The organism is Chromobacterium sphagni (assembly GCF_001855575.1).
GTDB classification, from domain to species: Bacteria; Pseudomonadota; Gammaproteobacteria; order Burkholderiales; family Chromobacteriaceae; genus Chromobacterium; species Chromobacterium sphagni.
Genome location: NZ_MKCS01000001.1, coordinates 2071547 through 2087838, shown reverse-complemented (window position 1 = coordinate 2087838; position 16292 = coordinate 2071547). Strand labels below are relative to the sequence as shown.

General features: G+C 63.7%; 15 protein-coding genes and 1 tRNA gene. 3 read left to right on the top strand and 13 right to left on the bottom strand.

The annotated features are described in order from the left end of the window. Positions 1-65 precede the first annotated feature (65 nt). From BI347_RS09935 to BI347_RS09895, 9 genes are all read right to left on the bottom strand, one after another. Positions 66-851: a transporter substrate-binding domain-containing protein gene (locus BI347_RS09935; RefSeq protein WP_071114384.1), complete on the bottom strand. Its 786-nt coding sequence runs from the start codon at positions 849-851 to the stop codon at positions 66-68. Positions 852-1094: 243 nt separating this feature from the next. Then, positions 1095-2186: a redox-regulated ATPase YchF gene (ychF, locus tag BI347_RS09930; RefSeq protein ID WP_071114383.1), complete on the bottom strand. Its 1092-nt coding sequence runs from the start codon at positions 2184-2186 to the stop codon at positions 1095-1097. A gap of 69 nt (positions 2187-2255) precedes the next feature. Then, entirely contained in the window at positions 2256-2837 is a 582-nt protein-coding gene (gene pth, locus BI347_RS09925) for an aminoacyl-tRNA hydrolase (RefSeq protein ID WP_071114382.1), read from the bottom strand. A 91-nt stretch (positions 2838-2928) separates the two neighbouring features. Then, complete coding sequence (gene rplY / locus BI347_RS09920; protein WP_071114381.1) at positions 2929-3216, bottom strand: 50S ribosomal protein L25; 288 nt, start codon at positions 3214-3216, stop codon at positions 2929-2931. A gap of 59 nt (positions 3217-3275) precedes the next feature. Continuing rightward, a complete protein-coding gene (locus BI347_RS09915) occupies positions 3276-4259 on the bottom strand; it encodes a ribose-phosphate pyrophosphokinase (protein ID WP_071114380.1) in 984 nt (327 codons plus the stop codon). 90 nt (positions 4260-4349) lie between these two features. Then, a tRNA-Gln gene (locus tag BI347_RS09910) sits at positions 4350-4424 on the bottom strand. Positions 4425-4430: 6 nt separating this feature from the next. Then, positions 4431-5285, bottom strand: coding sequence for a 4-(cytidine 5'-diphospho)-2-C-methyl-D-erythritol kinase (gene ispE, locus BI347_RS09905; protein ID WP_071114379.1), 855 nt, complete (start codon positions 5283-5285; stop codon positions 4431-4433). A gap of 40 nt (positions 5286-5325) precedes the next feature. Further along, positions 5326-5871, bottom strand: coding sequence for a lipoprotein insertase outer membrane protein LolB (gene lolB, locus BI347_RS09900; protein WP_071115796.1), 546 nt, complete (start codon positions 5869-5871; stop codon positions 5326-5328). Continuing rightward, a complete protein-coding gene (locus BI347_RS09895) occupies positions 5868-7628 on the bottom strand; it encodes a tetratricopeptide repeat protein (RefSeq protein ID WP_071115795.1) in 1761 nt (586 codons plus the stop codon). Before BI347_RS09895 ends, lolB begins: the two co-directional genes overlap by 4 nt. 90 nt (positions 7629-7718) lie before the next feature. Between BI347_RS09895 and mutM the strand changes: the two genes are divergently transcribed. Together mutM and BI347_RS09885 are read left to right on the top strand one after the other, a co-directional pair. Then, positions 7719-8534, top strand: a complete 816-nt coding sequence (gene mutM / locus BI347_RS09890) for a bifunctional DNA-formamidopyrimidine glycosylase/DNA-(apurinic or apyrimidinic site) lyase (RefSeq protein ID WP_071115794.1) — start codon at positions 7719-7721, stop codon at positions 8532-8534. Between the two features lie 41 nt (positions 8535-8575). After that, positions 8576-9397 carry a lysophospholipid acyltransferase family protein gene (locus BI347_RS09885; RefSeq protein WP_071114375.1) on the top strand — a complete coding sequence of 274 codons (822 nt, stop codon included), beginning with the start codon at positions 8576-8578 and terminating at the stop codon, positions 9395-9397. Between the two features lie 4 nt (positions 9398-9401). Here BI347_RS09885 and BI347_RS09880 read toward each other — a convergent pair whose 3' ends face one another. From BI347_RS09880 to BI347_RS09865, 4 genes are all read right to left on the bottom strand, one after another. Continuing rightward, a complete protein-coding gene (locus tag BI347_RS09880; RefSeq protein WP_083338792.1) occupies positions 9402-10565 on the bottom strand; it encodes an SGNH/GDSL hydrolase family protein in 1164 nt (387 codons plus the stop codon). Beyond that, positions 10562-11542, bottom strand: coding sequence for an SGNH/GDSL hydrolase family protein (locus tag BI347_RS09875; RefSeq protein ID WP_071114373.1), 981 nt, complete (start codon positions 11540-11542; stop codon positions 10562-10564). The genes BI347_RS09880 and BI347_RS09875 overlap by 4 nt, the downstream gene beginning before the upstream one ends. A 10-nt stretch (positions 11543-11552) precedes the next feature. After that, a complete protein-coding gene (locus BI347_RS09870; protein WP_071114372.1) occupies positions 11553-12953 on the bottom strand; it encodes an MBOAT family O-acyltransferase in 1401 nt (466 codons plus the stop codon). 77 nt (positions 12954-13030) lie between these two features. Then, a complete protein-coding gene (locus BI347_RS09865; protein ID WP_071114371.1) occupies positions 13031-13864 on the bottom strand; it encodes a symmetrical bis(5'-nucleosyl)-tetraphosphatase in 834 nt (277 codons plus the stop codon). Between the two features lie 126 nt (positions 13865-13990). On the opposite strand from BI347_RS09865, the gene BI347_RS09860 reads away from it, so the two are divergent. Then, a complete protein-coding gene (locus BI347_RS09860; protein ID WP_071114420.1) occupies positions 13991-16015 on the top strand; it encodes a UvrD-helicase domain-containing protein in 2025 nt (674 codons plus the stop codon). The last annotated feature ends 277 nt before the right edge of the window (positions 16016-16292 follow it).

The window sequence follows — 16292 nt, the reverse complement described above, 5'->3', positions numbered from 1 at the left end:
TCCCTGAAAAAGCTACGCCCCCGCTATGGCAGGGGCGTGTTACGCATCCCGAATTCTGATACAGATTACTTCTTGGCCGCCGTCGGCGCCCTGGAAACATCGCTACCGAACCACTTCAGAGAAATCTTGCCGAAGCTGCCGTCGGCCTTCATATCGCCCAGCGCCTTGTCGATGGCGGCCTTGAACTGCGGATTGCCCTTGGCGAACGGGATCGCCATCGTCGCCACCTCGCCCACCGGCGCGCCGGCCTTCAAGGGCAACTTGGCCTGCTTGATGGCGAACGGAATCAGCAGGCTGTCGTTCAAGGCCGCGTCCAGACGGCCGGTGGCCAGATCCTGCAGGTATTCCGGCGCGCCCGGATAGGTCTTCACTTCCACTCCGCCCGCCGCCTTGGCCATGTCGGCATAGTTGCTGCCCTGGCCGACGCCCAGCTTCTTGCCTTTCAGATCAGCCAGGCTCTTGAAGGCGCGGCTTTCGTTCTTGCGCACGATCAGTTGCGCGCTGGAGTAAGTATAAGGCTGGCTGAAATCGAATACCGCCTTGCGCTGCTCGGTGACGCCCACCTGGTTGACCACGATGTCGAACTTGCCGCTCTGCAGGCCGGCCAGCAGGCCGCTCCACTCGGCGGTGGTGAACTCCGGCTTCACCTTCATCCGCCGCGCGATTTCGCTGGCGATCTCGACATCAAACCCAGTCAGCTGCTGTTTGGCGTCCCTGAAGTTGAACGGCGGATACGTGCCTTCCAGCGCGATCTTCAGCGTGCCGCGCTGCTTCACCGTATCCAGCAGATCCGCCGCCAGCGCTTGGTAACTCAACCCCGTCAGCAGCAATACCGTCATCAACTTGCGCATATCAATATAACCTATTGGAATTTAGATTGCTGAAAATATTTTATGATAGAATATCAGTAATGGATGATATCCGGCAAGCGCAAAGCTGTTCATGCGCATTGAAAATTACCCGGGACTTTCTGTGACAACCACAGGCACAACAAGGAACCCCCAGAAACGAAAAAACCGCGCAAGTGCGCGGTTTCATTGGACTCCCTGGCTTCCAAAGTGTTTCAGGAAACACCAGGAGTCATAGAAAATGCTTCAGACGTTGAACAGGAAGTTCATCACGTCGCCGTCCTGCACCACGTAGTCCTTGCCTTCCGCGCGCATCTTGCCGGCTTCCTTGGCCTTGGCTTCGCCGCCCAGCGCGATGAAATCGGCGTAGGCGATGGTCTGCGCGCGGATGAAGCCGCGCTCGAAGTCGGTGTGGATCACGCCGGCCGCCTGCGGCGCGGTGTCGCCCACATGGATGGTCCAGGCGCGCACTTCCTTCACGCCGGCGGTGAAATAGGTCTGCAGACCCAGCAGCTTGTAGCCGGCGCGGATCAAGCGGTCCAGGCCAGGCTCTTCCAGGCCCAGGGTTTCCAGGAATTCCACCTTGTCAGCGTCGTCCAGCTCGGCGATTTCCGACTCGATGGCCGCGCACAGCGCCACCACCGGCGCGCCTTCGCTGTCGGCCAGCGCCTGCACGCGGTCCAACAGCGGATTGTTGCTGAAGCCGTCTTCGGCCACGTTGGCGACGTACATCGCCGGCTTGATGGTGAGCAGGCACAGGGGCTTGATCAGCGCCTTCTCTTCATCGGACAGGTCCAGCGAACGCGCCGGCTTGCCCTGGTCCAGATGCGGCACCAGCTTTTCCAGCACGGCAATCAGCGCGCGCGCGTCCTTGTCGCCGGACTTGGCCTTCTTGCCTTCGCGCTGCATCGCCTTCTCCACCGCGGACAGGTCGGCCAGCGCCAGTTCAGTCAGAATGGTTTCGATATCGGCGATCGGGTCCACTTTGCCAGCCACGTGGACGATGTTGTCGTCTTCGAAACAGCGCACCACGTTGACGATGGCGTCGGTCTCGCGGATATTGGCCAGGAACTGGTTGCCCAGACCTTCGCCCTTGGAGGCGCCCGCCACCAGGCCGGCGATGTCGACGAACTCGACGATGGCCGGCTGGATCTTCTGCGGACTGATGATCTGAGCCAGCGCGGCCAGGCGCGGATCCGGCACTTCGACGATGCCGACGTTCGGCTCAATGGTGCAGAAGGGATAGTTGGCCGCTTCAATGCCTGCCTTGGTCAGCGCATTGAACAGGGTGGACTTGCCGACATTGGGCAAACCGACAATACCGCATTTCAGACTCATGTCCGATTCCTTGAAATTCTAAATGATCAATCCATTATGGCGATGGCCCCGCGGGCCGTCAGCCATGATTCACTTGGCTTCGGTGTGCAAGGCCTTCATCGCCTCGGCCATCTTGCCGGCGATGGCCCGCGGCAGCTCGCGCAAGGATGCCAGAATCGCCTCGTCCAGCGCCTGCTGCTCTTCGCCGCGCGGCTTCTTCAGCACGAAGTTCGCCACTTCGTTGCGGTCGCCGGGATGGCCTATACCCAGGCGCAGGCGCCAGAACGCCGGCGAGCTCAGCCGCGCCGCGATGTCCTTCAGGCCGTTGTGGCCGCCATGGCCGCCGCCCTGCTTGAAGCGGGCGGTGCCCGGCGGCAGGTCCAGTTCGTCGTGCACCACCAGAATCTCATCCGGCAGGATCTTGTAGAACTGCGCCAGCGCCAGCACGGCCTGGCCGGACAGGTTCATGTACGTCATGGGCTTCAGCAACCAGACGTCCTGGCCGTTGATATCCACCCTGGCGACGTCGCCATGGAACTTGCCTTCGTTGCGCCAGTTGCCCTTGAACTGCCAGCACAATTCGTCCACCAGCCAGAAACCGGCATTGTGGCGGGTTTTTTCGTATTCGGGGCCCGGATTGCCCAGGCCGACAATCATGCGGATGCCGGACATATCGTCATTCCAAATTAAAAAGCCCGCTGCCCGCCACTTGGGCGCACAACGGGCTCTTCACCGTTACCGCCAGGCGGCACGGCAGCAGGGATCACACACGCGCGAAGTCGATGTGCATGACTTGCTGTTTGTACGGGTGCATCTGGAATGCAGCCACTTTCACTTGCTCTTTCTGACCGTCGATGACCAGATCCAGCACGGAAGTGTGGAAGGCTTCGTTCTTCAGAGCGTAGTACATGGTGTTGTGATCCAGCACCAGGGAAGCGGCTTCTTTGCCGGCGCCGTATACCACGGCCGGCACTTGGCCAGCGTGACGCAGGCGGCGGCTCGCACCCGTACCCAGATCAACACGCTTGCTAGCAATCAGTTCAAAAGACATTGTAAAACTCCAGTTTCAGTTAGAAGCACCCGGCCCGCCGCGACCAGCAGGCCAGATGTTTACGGCAGGCAGGCGCCCGTCGCAACCAGTTCCTCATTGAAGAGGTAGGACACCGACTCTTCGTTGTTGATGCGGCGCAGCGTCTCGGCCAATAGGCCGGCGATGGAGGCCACCCGGATGTTCGGGCAGGCCTTGGCCGCAGCGGTCAACGGGATGGTGTCGGTCACCACCACCATGTCGATGTCGGAATTCTTGATGCGGTCCACCGCCTGACCGGAAAAGATCGGGTGGGTCGCATAAGCCAGCACGCGCTGGGCGCCGCGCTCTTTCAGCGCGGACGCGGCCTTGCACAGCGTATTGGCGGTGTCGATCATGTCGTCGATGATCAGGCAGGTGCGGCCCGACACATCGCCGATGATGTTCATCACCTCGGCCACATTGGCCTTGGGACGACGCTTGTCGATGATCGCCAGATCGGTGTTCAAAGCCTTGGCCACCGCGCGAGCGCGCACCACGCCGCCAACGTCCGGGCTCACCACGATCAGGTCTTCAAAGCGCTGCGCGCGGATGTCCTTCAACAACACCGGGGTGGCGTAGACGTTGTCCACCGGGATGTCGAAAAAGCCCTGGATCTGGTCGGCGTGCAGATCGACGGTCAACACGCGGTCGATGCCGGCGCTGGTCAGCATATTGGCCACCAGCTTGGCCGAGATCGGCACCCGGGCGGAGCGCGGACGGCGGTCCTGGCGGGCATAGCCGAAATAGGGAATCGCTGCGGTGATACGACCGGCCGAGGCGCGTTTGAGCGCGTCGGCCATGGTCAGGATTTCCATCAGGTTGTCATTGGTGGGGGAACAGGTGGACTGCAGGATGAAAACGTCGCGGCCACGCACGTTTTCCAGCAACTCAACCGCCACTTCACCATCGCTGAACTTGCCGACGTCGGCGCGTCCCAACGAGATATCCAGATGCTTGACTACATTCTGAGCCAATTCCGGATTTGCCGTTCCGGTGAATACCATCAAACTGTCGTATGCCGCCATGATTCGCTTTGCCTTAGCTGGATAAAGAAAAAGCGTGTAAGGGATTCTTACACGCTTTTTTCATGCTCTCTCTTCATAAGGAGAAAGTCCTGGCTGGGGAGGTAGGGATCGAACCTACGAATGCCGGAATCAAAATCCGGTGCCTTACCACTTGGCGACTCCCCAGTAACCTTATTCAGTGCTGTCGAACAGGGGATGGACGTCGAGTCCTTCTGCAACAAATCCCTGATATTTTTCCGACAACGCCCGGTAAACTTTATCGGCTTCGTCTTTCGACTTGAACTCCAGAAATACGCATGATCCGGAACCAGTCATCAGCGGCGAACCATATTTTCTCAGCTCGCTCAGTACTTCATTCACCGCTGGAAACATCCCTGAAACAACGTCTTGCAGATCGTTTCGTCGCTGCTGCGTTGTTTCGAGGATTCGCATTATGCCGTCGGCCCCTACCCCTGTCAACACACCCTGCGAAAAATTTCGGAACACCGCGGCGGTCGGCACATGGACCTGTGGGCGAATTACCAAATACCAGGCCGGCGCCAATTCCAGCGGCTGCAATTGCTCGCCGATGCCGGTGGCCAACGCGCTGCGTCCGTAAATGAATACCGGCACATCGGCGCCCAATCGCAGCCCCAGCGCCTGCAACTGCGGGCGGGACCAGGCCAGCCCCCACAAACGGTTGAGCGCGATCAGCACCGTGGCGGCGTCGGAACTGCCGCCGCCCAGGCCGCCGCCCATCGGGATGCGCTTCTCCAGACGAATGCTTGCGCCCAGCCGGCAGCCGCTGGCCTGCTGCAGCAGCCGCGCGGCGCGTACGGTCAGGTCCTGTTCCGGCGGCACGCCCTCGGTCGGCGTCAACAGCTCGATGGCGCCGTCCTCGCGCGCCGCTATCCGCAGCGTGTCGCCGAAATCGATGAAACGGAACACCGTCTCCAACAGATGGTAGCCGTCGGCGCGCTTGCCCACCACATGCAGCAGCAGGTTGAGCTTGGCCGGCGCCGGGAAGACTTGGAAAGATAACGACATGATTGGAATGATCTGTTCTTCAATGCTTGAAAACGCCGGGCTACTGCCAGCTTTGCACCACAACCTTGACGGTCAGGCCTTCGCGCTGCATTTCCACCCGCTTGGGATAACGGCTGTCGGCGTCGGCGTCGCGGATGAAGCGGATATGCCAGCCCTGCTGCTCGAGATTGCCGTCGGCGTCCAGCCTGCCCGCCTCTCCCGGCGCCTGCATACCGCGTATCCACCACACCAGATTAGACAGCGGCAGCGGCCAGCCCAGCACCTTCAGCGTCAGGCTCTCCACATCGTCCGCCTGCCAGCTCTTGCCATCGGCCAACAGGGTGACGCCACCGGCATCACGCAGCACCTTGGCTACCGTATTGCCCAGCGGCGAGTTGATCGCCACCTCGTCCTGCGGCGGCTGATGCCGCCAGTCGAAGTTGGCGACATGCCCCTTGCCGTCCAGGTTGGCCGACAAGCGGCCGCTGACATTGAAAGGCTGGTCCAGCGCCGCCGTCGCCGCCTGCCGCGGCGCAAACGGCATTTCGCGGCTGGCGCAGCCAGCCAGCAACAGCGCCAGCAACAGCGCCAGACACCTCGCCGTCATAGTTTGACGCCCAGGCGCTGGATGGTCTCGGTCAGCACATCATGGTCCGGATGCGCGGCCAGCTCCTTGCTCCACACCGCCCGCGCCTCGTCATGCCGGCCCAGCTTCCACAACACCTCGCCCAGATGGGCCGCCACTTCGGGGTCCGGCATCGCCTGATATGCCTTGTCCAGATTCTTGCGCGCAGGCTCCAGCCTGCCCAGCTTGTATTGCACCCAGCCCATGCTGTCCAGGATCACCGGATTGTCCGGCTCGGCCTTCAGCGCCTTTTCGATGTAAGCGTAAGCTTCCTTGTAGCGCGTGGTGCGGTTGGCCAGCGTGTAGCCCAGCGCGTTGAGCGACTGCACATCGCCAGGTTTGTCCTTGAGGATCTGCTTGAGATCGCGCTCGGCATTGCCGGTATTTCCCAGCATGTCCGACACCAGCGAGCGCTCGTACAGCAGCTCGCCCGACTTCGGCTGGCCCTGCAGCGCCTTGCTCAGCAGATCGTACGCCTTGCGCGGCTGCTTGGCGTCGCGCGCCAACTGCGACTGCAACAGCGCCAGCGAGACTTTTTCCTGATCGGTGCCGCCCAGTTGACCCAACCGGCTCAAGGCCGCGTCCAGCTGGCCCTCGCCCGCCTCCAGCATCGCCAACCTCGATTGCGCCGGCAGGTACTGCTGGCCGGGGCCGACCTGGCGGTACCAGTTCTCGGCCCGGGCCACGTCGTGATCATCCTCGGCGATCTGGCCCAACGTGTAGCGGACAAAGTCCTGCTCCGGGTATTGCTGCGCCAGCGCGCGCTGCAGCCTTTCATCGGCCACTTTCAGATCGCGCATCTGATAGGCCAGCAGGCCGGTGGCGTAGAGCAGGTCGGGATTGTCCGGATGGGTCTTGAGCAGGGCCTCGAAGGCGGCGCGCGCCTCGACGAAGCGCTTGGCGCCGACCAGCAGCCGCGGATAAGCAGCCTGCAGCTCCAGGCCGGCGTCGGGCCGGCGCGCCAGTTCGCGCTGCAGGAAGTCCGCCGCGCCCGGTATGTCCTTGCGCCGCAAGCGGTCCACCTGCCAGGCCACCGGCAGATCCCATTTCGGCGCAATCTGCGCCAGGCGGTCGAACTCCCGATCCACCACTTTCTGATCGTTGTTGTCGGCCGCCGCCGCCAGCACCGCGAAGCGCGCCTCGGGCAGGTCCAGATAGCGGCTGGCCAAGTCGGCCACCAGTTGATACGACTCGGCCGAGCCGCCGTCCTGGCGCGCGCCCAGCCTGGCCAGTTGCACGAAAATGGCCGGCGCCCGCGCCGGCTCGCGCCGCAGCAGGTCTTCGATCAGCGGCTTGCTTTGCGCCAGCTTGCCGCCTCGCATCAGCGTGATGAACAGCTGCTCGCGCGCCGGCAATGAGTCGGGATCGAGCGCTATCCACAGCGACAAGGCCTCGGTGGCCTCCTTCAATTGGCCGGACAACAGGCAGAATTCGGCGGCGCGCTGCGCCATGCGCGGATCGCGGGTCTGGCGCGCCAGATCCAGATAGGTCAAGCCGGCGGAACCGACCGCGCCGCGGTTGGCGGCGATTTCGCCGGCCAGCACGCCGTAGAGGATTTCCGGCGTCAGCTCCTGCTTCGGCAGCTTGGCTTCGTCCGGCTTGGCGCCGGCGTCCGAATCGTCGGCCGCGCCCTGCGCCGCGGCGACAGGCTGCGCAGCCGGCGGCTTGACGCTGGCGCAAGCCGGCAGCAGCAACGCCAGCAGCAGCGGAAGAGTTCGTTTCAGCGGTTTCATTCGCATGGAGTAAGTTGCCTGCTCAAAGCCTGTTGAACGCGTAGAATAGCATGTCCGGTTTTCATCTTTACACCATTTACCGAGTAGCACTTTCCAATGCCAGAATTGCCAGAAGTCGAAACCACCCGCCGCGGCGTGCAACCCCACCTTGAAGGCCGCGTCCTGCAGGGCGCGGTGGTGCGCAACGCCAGCCTGCGCTGGCCGGTGCCGCCTGACCTGTCGGCGCGTCTTGCCGGCGAAAAGGTGCAGGCGGTGCGCCGCCGCGCCAAATACCTGCTGCTGGAATGCGAGAGCGGCACCCTGCTGATCCATCTGGGCATGTCCGGCAGCCTGCGCATCCTGGCGGCGGGCACCCCGCCGGAGAAACACGACCATGTGGATCTGCTGCTGGACGGGCAGTTGCTGCGTTACCGCGATCCGCGCCGCTTCGGCGCGATACTGTGGCATATCGGCCCGATAGAATTGCACCCGCTGCTGCAGGCGCTTGGGCCGGAGCCTCTGTCCGACGCTTTCGGCGGCGAGGCGCTGTTCCAGGCCATCCGCAAACGCGGCAGCCCGATCAAGCTGGTGCTGATGGACAACCATGTGGTGGTCGGCGTCGGCAACATCTACGCCAACGAATCGCTGTTCTACGCCGGCATCGCCCCCACCCGCCCCGCCTCAGGCCTGCGCCGCGACGAATGCGAGCGGCTGGCGGCGGAAATCAAGGCGGTGCTCACCCGCGCCATCGCCGCTGGCGGCAGCACGCTGCGCGACTTCGTCGCCAGCGACGGCAAGCCGGGCTACTTCCAGCAAAGCTATATGGTGTACGACCGCCAGGAGGAGCCTTGTCGCCAATGCGGCACGCCGATCCGGCAAATTCGCCAGGGCCAGCGCAGCACTTACTATTGCCCGCTATGCCAGCCATGTTAGAGTGGCGGGCTGTAATCTTGCAGACTTGAAATCTTAAAGCCTTGAAGTCACCCGCCACCACATCATTCCCGACCCGCTGCGGCCGCGTGCTGCGCCTGCTGGGCCATCTGGCCATCGGCGTTTTCATCGTCGCCACCCGCTACTCGCGCCTGGCCCAGGCCGAGCGCGCGGTGGTCACCCGCCGCTGGGCGCAGCATGCGTTGAAAATCCTCGGCGTCAGCATCAAGGTGCAGGGCGTCAACCCGGGCTTCTATCCGCCCAACACTCTGCTGGTCGCCAATCACGTGTCCTGGCTGGACATCGCGGTGCTCAACAGCTGCACCGTGTCGCGCTTCGTCGCCAAGCGCGAGATCCGCAACTGGCCGCTGATAGGCTGGCTGGCCTATGTGGCCGGCACGCTGTTCATCGATCGCGGCAACCGCCGCGACGCCAGCCGGATCAACCAGATACTGGCCGACGCGATGGGCAACGGCGGCTGCATGGCGGTGTTTCCCGAATCGACCACCTCCGACGGCAGCGGCCTGCTGCCGTTCAAGGCCTCGCTGTTCGAAGCCGCGCTGCTGTCGGGCGGCACCGTGCAGCCGGTGTCGCTGCGCTACCAGCGGCCGGACGGCAGCCTGCTGCTGGAAGCGGCCTACATCGGCCAGATTTCGCTGTTCGAGAGCATAGGCCGGGTGCTGAGCGTGCCGCAGATCGAAGTGGAGATTTGCTACGGCCAGCCGCTCAGGGCCGGCGACGCCGGCCTGGACAACCGCTTCCTGCTGGCCGAGCAAGCGCGGCGCGAGGTGGCGCGCGGCCTGCGCATCGCGCTGGAAGATTCGCCGCAACCCAACTCCTCGTCCGAGGAAAAAAGCCAGGCCTGATGCCTCAGCGCGCCAGGCGCTGCATCAGCCCCTGATAGAGATCGTCTGCCAGGCGGGTGTAGCCCGGCGCGGTGAAATGCACCAGATCGGGCCGACCCAGCTGGCGTTGCTGCCATATGCGCATGCTGCACGGGCCGCCCATCGCCTGCTCCCAATCCCAATACAGCAAATGGTTGTCGCGCGCCATCTGCCGCTGCGCCTGCTGCACCGCCGACAGCATCAGCGGACGCCTCGGCGCCGCGCACTCCTGGCTGGCCGGGCCCTTGCGGCGGGCCGAATCCGGCGCCCCCAGCAACAGGATGGCCGCCTGCGGCAGTTGCGCGCGCACCAGGTTGATGGCCGCCTGCAGCGTGGCGCGGTATTCGTCCAGGTCCAGCTTGCCGTCGAACGCCTCGTTGGTGCCGTAAGCCAGCACCACCAGATCGGCGTCGCGCGCCGCCAGCTGCCGTCCCCACACGCCGCCCCAGCGCCGCCACAAGGCCAGCTCGGCGCCATTGCTGCCCACGCTGTCCAGCACCACGCCAGGCGTCAGTTTTTCCAGTTCGAAACCGCCCAGCTCGGGTGCCGGCAGGCTGTCCGCCCGCACCGAGAACGGCAGCTGGAGCTTCATTTCCACCCGTTGCCAACCGGCGCCGGCGGCGGCCTGAATCCGCCGGGGGCCATTGCCATCGTCAATCGTCAGCGACGCAGCGTCGCCGGCCTGGCGCAGCCAGACCCGCACCCGCCACAGTCCGCCGTCCGCGCTGCGCGGCTGCACGCTCAACGCGGCACCGGAACGCTGCGCCATGCCGATGAAACCGCCCAGCGGAAAATCGGCGTCCTCGTCGCGGCGGCTGTTACGCAAGCTCCAGCCCTCGCTGCGCACCAGTCCCAGCGCGTTGCGCTGGCCTGGCACATTGAGCGGCGGCAGCCAGCCTATGCCGGCGTCGCCGAAGCGGGCCTGCAACCGCGCGCGCAATTCGCCGCTCAGATAATCGGCGGCGGTATGCGAATCGCCGAACTGGACGATGCGCACCGGCTGCTGCGCGTCGGCCAGCAGGCTCAAGCGAGCGGCCAGCCGGGCCAGATTGGCCTCGCCAAAGTCCTGCACCGGCGCGGCGCGAACCTGAGCCGCCAGCAATGCGGTAAACAGCCAGCGCCAGCCGCGCGCCATGGTTTTTGCTGTCATTCAAACCTCAATTCCGCCAGCACGCGGCGCGCCAGCAACAGTTGTCCCTGACGGGTGAAGTGCACGCCATCCGCCGTGCGCACCGCCACCTCGCCCTGCTCGGGCAATGTCATGAATTTGTTGAAGCTGTCGTCGCGGCTGCCCAGCACTTCGCGGGTCGGGACGAAACGCTGCCCGGCCGCGCCTACTTCTTCGCGGTACAGCCGGTTCAGATAGTGCGCGCCGTCATTCAGCTTGTCCCGGCCCATATTGGGCAGCCCCAGCCACAACACCGGTATCTTGCGCTTCCCGGCGCTTTGCAAAATGCTGCGGATGCGCTCGCGGTAACGCTGCTCCCAGTCGGGCGACGCGAAACGGATGTAGCGGCTGCCGCCGACCATGTCCCAGGTATCATTGGCGCCAACGAACATCACCAGCAGCTGTACTTTGGGATTGGCCGCCAACTGCCGCTCAATGGTGGCCGGCCAGTTGAAGAAGTCCGGATAGGTGAGGCCGGTGCTCTGCTTGCTGACGTCCAACGCCTTCACCTGATGCTGGCGGAACAGCGGCGGCAACAGATGCAAGGCGACGCCCTGCATCAGGGAGTCGCCCGCCAGCAACACCGGCAGCCCCTCCTGCAGCGCCAGCCGCGGGTCCACCGCCTTGACCGCCGCCGGCGCGGAGGCACTCGGCGGCCGGCTCGCGGCACGCGGCGCCGCCGGCGGCTGCCCCAAGCAGCAGGCATTCAGGCGCTCCACCATGCGGCGGTCCCACATGCCCACCTGCTGCTGCAAGGCCACGCTCTGTTGACGCAGGCCGCCGCCCAGCTCGCCGCCCTCGCGCCACGGCGACAGTTCGGTGAGCGTCTCCAGCAGACTGGGACGATGGAAGGTCTGGCGCCAGTAGGCATTGATGGCGGTCTGCTCCACCCAGAACAGCAGCAGCATGCAGCTGAGCAGGATGACGAGGATGCGGCGGTGCGGGTAGGCGGCTAGCATGGCGGGCTATTCAGAATTGGTAATAGATGAAGGCGGGAATGCCGGACGGCGCCAGCGAAATCACCAGCAGCGCGCAGGCGCTGAGCAGGAGCGGTTTGCCCCACCAGGGCAACGCCGCCAGTTGGGCGATGCAACGCTCGCGCAACGGCGCCAGCCTGGGCAGCGCCGCCAGCCACAGCGCCAGCACCAGCAACAGGCCGGGCGCGTTCAAGGTCAGGCTCTGGCCTGTGCCGGCCATCGCGCGCAAAAAGTCCAACGCCTCGTCCAGCGACTGGGCGCGGAAGAACACCCAGGCCAGGCACACGTAATGGAAGGTAATCAGCCGCGCCAGCCAAGGCCAGCGCCGACTGATGCCGTCGCGCCGCCACAACTTGTCGCCGACGTTCAGCCCCACCACGCCCAGGCCGTGCATCGCACCCCACACCAGGTATTTCAGACTGGCCCCGTGCCACAGGCCGGACAGCAGCATCGCCGCCAGCAGATTGATCTGGCTGCGGGCGAAGCCGTCGCGATTGCCCCCCAGTGGAATATAGATGTAGTCGCGGATCCAGCTGGACAGCGAGATATGCCAGCGCCGCCAGAAGTCGCGCAGATTGAGCGCCAGATAAGGGCTGTCGAAATTGCGCGGCAGCTGGATGCCCAACAGCAGCGCCAGCGCGGTCACCAGATCGGTATAGCCGGAGAAATCCAGGTAGATCTGTAAGGCATAGGCATAGAACGCCGCCCATACCTCCAGCGTGTGGAAGGTGTCCGGCGCGGCGAACACCGGGTCCACCCAGGCGCTGGCCAGCCAACCAGCCAGCCACAGCTTCTTGACCAGCGCCAGCACGATCAGCCCCAGCGCGCGGTCGAAGTTGGCCACCTGGCGCAGGACCGGGCTGCGCAACTGCTCCAGCAGATCCCGGGCGCGGCAGATCGGCCCCGCCAGCAAGGTGGGAAAGAACGCCAGGAACAGGGCGAACTGCGGCAGGCGCGCCGGCGCCATCTCCCTGCGGTATACCGACACCAGGTAACTGACCGACTGGAAGGTATAGAAGGAAATGCCCACCGGCATCAGAATGTCCAGCGCCGGCAGCAGCGCGGACACGCCCAGCGCGTGCAGTCCCGCCTGGGCGCTTTCGCGGAAGAAGTCGAAGTACTTGAACAAGGCCAGATTAGCCACCGCCAGCGACAAGGCCGCCTGCAGCCAGCGGCGCGGATGCGGCGAGACCAGCATGCGCTGGCTCAGCCGGTGCTGGACCAAGGTATACGCGCCGAGAATGGCGGCGAAACGCCAGTCCAGCTTGGCATAAAACAGGTAGCTTGCGATCAGCAGCAGGAAATTCTGCAGGCCGGGCAGACGGCGGCAAGCCCAGTAAACGGCGAAAAAGCCGACGAAGGCCAGGGCGAACTCTATGGACAGATAACTCATGCTGAAGGTAACAAGCTGGCGAAGGCGGCAATTATGACAACAAGGCCAGTCCTGCACCAGCTTCCATCAAATTTTATTTATTTCCCGGCTGGCGCCGCGATTTCACGGTAAGCCTGGCACTCCAGCGAGAACAGCTGCCGGTCGTCCAACCGCAGCGCCGACAGGCTGCCGCCCCACAGACAGCCGGAATCGATCGCCAGCACGTCGTCGTCCAGATGCACGCCCAGCGCCGACCAGTGGCCGCAGACTATCGGCGTGCCGCCATGGCGGCGGCCCGACGCCTCGAACCAGGGAATCAGATTGGCCGGCGCGCAGTCCCGCTCGCCCTTGTAGCTCAGATCCAGCTCGCCGTCACGAGTGAGAAAGCGCATCCGCGTCATCACGTTGACGATCAACCGCAAACGGTCCGCACCCTTCAGGTCGTCGCTCCAGCGCGCCGGCTTGTTGCCGTACAGCCGGCCGAGAAACTCGCGGTAGCGATTGCTGGACAGGCCAAACTCCACCTCCTCGGCCAGCCTGAGCGCCTTGGAAATGGTCCACTCCGGCAGCAGGCCGGCATGCACCATCGCATAGCCGTGGCCCTCCAGCATCATCGGCTGGCAGCGCAGCCAGTCCAGCAGCACCTTGCCGTCGGCGGCATTGAGAATGTCGTCCAGGGTATCGTCGCGGTGCAGCTTGCCGAAGCCTTCCGACACCGCCAGCAGATGCAGATCGTGATTGCCCAGCACCATCTCCACCTGATCCTGATGCTCATACACCCAGCGCAGCACATCCAGTGACTGCGGGCCGCGGTTGACCAGATCGCCGGTCAGCCACAGGGTGTCCTTTCCCGGATTGAAATCGATTTTTCGCAACAATTGCTGAAACGGGGTGAAACAACCCTGGATGTCGCCGATTGCGTAGATGGCCATGATCTTTCCCTTGGAAGCGGATCGGGATTGCCGCCCATCCGCGATAAGCCATGATACCCCATGCTACAATGCATGGTCCTGATTACCGATTTGCTACGCCCGCCCGGGCGCGGCTCCGATACCGCCATGTCCGCTCCCCTGCTCAATCCGCCGCAACGCGCGGCCATCCACTACCTAGACGGCCCGCTGCTGGTGCTTGCCGGCGCAGGATCGGGCAAGACCCGGGTGATCACCTACAAGATCGCCCACCTGGTGCGCGAAGGCGGCATCCCGGCGCGCCACATTGCCGCCATCACCTTCACCAACAAGGCCGCGCGCGAAATGCTGGAGCGGGTGAGCAAGCTGATGACGCCGTCCGAGATCCGCGGCATCACCGTCTCCACCTTCCACTCGCTGGGCATGCATATCCTGCGCCAGGAGGCGCCGCACCTGGGCTACAAGACCCAGTTCTCCATCCTGGACGCCTACGATGCCGGCAAGATCATCGCCGATATCCTCGCCACCACCTCCAAGGATGAAATCCGCAAGGTGCAGAGCCAGATTTCGCTGTGGAAGAACGACCTGAAAACCGCCGACGAAATGATGCTGAGCGCGGAAGGCCAATGGGAAAGCGTCTGCGCCCGCACCTACCTCGCCTATCAGGACACCCTCACCGCCTATCAGGCCATGGATTTCGACGACCTGATCCGCCTGCCGGTGCAATTGTTCAGGACCCACCCGGAAGTGCTGCTTAAATGGCAGGGCAAGCTGCGCTACCTGCTGCTGGACGAATACCAGGACACCAACACCTGCCAGTACCAGTTGGTGAAGCTGCTGGCCGGCGTGCGCGGCCTGTTCACCGCGGTGGGCGACGACGACCAGAGCATCTACGCCTGGCGCGGCGCCAATATGGAAAACCTGCGCCTGCTGCAGCAGGACTTCTCCCAACTCAAGGTGATCAAGCTGGAGCAGAACTACCGCTCCACCGCCCGCATCCTGCGCGCCGCCAACAGCGTGATCTCCAACAACCCCAAGCTGTTCGAGAAGCAGCTGTGGAGCGAGCTGGGCCTGGGCGAGCCCATCCACGTGGTGCAGTGCAAGGACGAGGAACACGAAGCGGAAACCGTGGTGCAGCGGCTGTTGGCGCACAAGTTCGAAAACCGCACCGAGTTCAAGGACTACGCCATCCTCTACCGCGGCAACTACCAGGCGCGCATCTTCGAGCAATCGCTGCGCAACCAGCGTATTCCCTACCAGATGGCCGGCGGCCAAAGCTTCTTCGACAAGCCGGAAATCAAGGACCTGCTGTCCTATATGCGGCTGATCACCAACCCGGACGACGATCCGGCCTTCATTCGCGCCATCACCACCCCCAAGCGCGGCGTCGGCGCCGGCACGCTGGAAAAACTGGGAGCCTGGTCCGGCCAGTACGGCAAAAGCCTGTTCGCCGCCGCCCACGACGCCGGCCTGAGGGTGCAGATACAAACCGCCCAACTGTCCCCGCTGGAACAGTTCTGCGAATTCATCAACCAACTGCAATACCGCGCCACCCGCGAGCCGGCCGGCCAACTGGCGCTGGAGCTATTGCAGGCAATAGGCTACGAAGCCTGGCTGTACGACAGCGAAGACAGCCCGCGCATCGCCGAGACCAAATGGAAGAACATGCTGGACATGGTGGGCTGGCTGGCGAAGAAGGGCGAGGCCGACGGCAAAAACCTGATCGAATTGACCCAGACCATCGCGCTGATCACCATGCTGGAAGGCCGCGACGAGGGCGAGGTGGACGCGGTGAGGATGTCCACCCTGCACGCGTCCAAGGGGCTGGAATACCCGCACGTGTTCCTGGTGGGCTGCGAGGAAGGCATCCTGCCCCACAGCGAGTCGGTGGACAACGGCATGGTGGAGGAGGAACGGCGGCTGATGTACGTCGGCATCACCCGCGCCCAGCGCAGCCTCACCCTCAGCTATTGCGTCAAACGCCGCCGCGCCGGCGAATGGCAGTTCATCGAGCCGTCACGCTTCATCAACGAGATAGACGGCGAGGACCTGCGCCACTTCGGCAAACCCGGCGCGGAACCGCTGGTCAGCAAGAGCGAAGGCAAGAGCAAGCTGGCCAGTCTGACGGCGATGCTGGCCGGCAAGGACAAATCCGGGGAAGCGCCGGCGGAATGAGCAGCATGCGGCGGACGGGACCGCCAAAAGAAAATGGCGCCATAGGCGCCATAAAGAAGAATGAGGAACATCTCTGGGTGAAGCGAGGCTGGGGAACCTCACCTGACTGGCAAGCCTGAACCGCCAACCGGTCAATCAGATGCAGCCATGATGCCGGAACCGCGAGCAATTGCCACCTGTCCTTTTTAACTAGTCAGACACATTGACATTTAATGCCAGCTCAAAAGCCACAAAAAAAGCACGCTGCTGCGCAGCGTGCTTTTTTATTCTATAGCCC

What these genes read in the sequence shown, in the direction of transcription:
- BI347_RS09880 (WP_083338792.1), bottom strand. Translation starts at nt 10,565, where the DNA reads ATGACAGCAAAAACCATGGCGCGCGGCTGGCGCTGGCTGTTTACCGCA.
- BI347_RS09875 (WP_071114373.1), bottom strand. Translation starts at nt 11,542, where the DNA reads ATGCTAGCCGCCTACCCGCACCGCCGCATCCTCGTCATCCTGCTCAGC.
- mutM (WP_071115794.1), top strand. Translation starts at nt 7,719, where the DNA reads ATGCCAGAATTGCCAGAAGTCGAAACCACCCGCCGCGGCGTGCAACCC.
- rplY (WP_071114381.1), bottom strand. Translation starts at nt 3,216, where the DNA reads ATGTCTTTTGAACTGATTGCTAGCAAGCGTGTTGATCTGGGTACGGGT.
- BI347_RS09860 (WP_071114420.1), top strand. Translation starts at nt 13,991, where the DNA reads ATGTCCGCTCCCCTGCTCAATCCGCCGCAACGCGCGGCCATCCACTAC.
- BI347_RS09895 (WP_071115795.1), bottom strand. Translation starts at nt 7,628, where the DNA reads ATGCGAATGAAACCGCTGAAACGAACTCTTCCGCTGCTGCTGGCGTTG.
- lolB (WP_071115796.1), bottom strand. Translation starts at nt 5,871, where the DNA reads ATGACGGCGAGGTGTCTGGCGCTGTTGCTGGCGCTGTTGCTGGCTGGC.
- ispE (WP_071114379.1), bottom strand. Translation starts at nt 5,285, where the DNA reads ATGTCGTTATCTTTCCAAGTCTTCCCGGCGCCGGCCAAGCTCAACCTG.
- BI347_RS09870 (WP_071114372.1), bottom strand. Translation starts at nt 12,953, where the DNA reads ATGAGTTATCTGTCCATAGAGTTCGCCCTGGCCTTCGTCGGCTTTTTC.
- ychF (WP_071114383.1), bottom strand. Translation starts at nt 2,186, where the DNA reads ATGAGTCTGAAATGCGGTATTGTCGGTTTGCCCAATGTCGGCAAGTCC.
- BI347_RS09915 (WP_071114380.1), bottom strand. Translation starts at nt 4,259, where the DNA reads ATGGCGGCATACGACAGTTTGATGGTATTCACCGGAACGGCAAATCCG.
- BI347_RS09865 (WP_071114371.1), bottom strand. Translation starts at nt 13,864, where the DNA reads ATGGCCATCTACGCAATCGGCGACATCCAGGGTTGTTTCACCCCGTTT.
- BI347_RS09935 (WP_071114384.1), bottom strand. Translation starts at nt 851, where the DNA reads ATGCGCAAGTTGATGACGGTATTGCTGCTGACGGGGTTGAGTTACCAA.
- pth (WP_071114382.1), bottom strand. Translation starts at nt 2,837, where the DNA reads ATGTCCGGCATCCGCATGATTGTCGGCCTGGGCAATCCGGGCCCCGAA.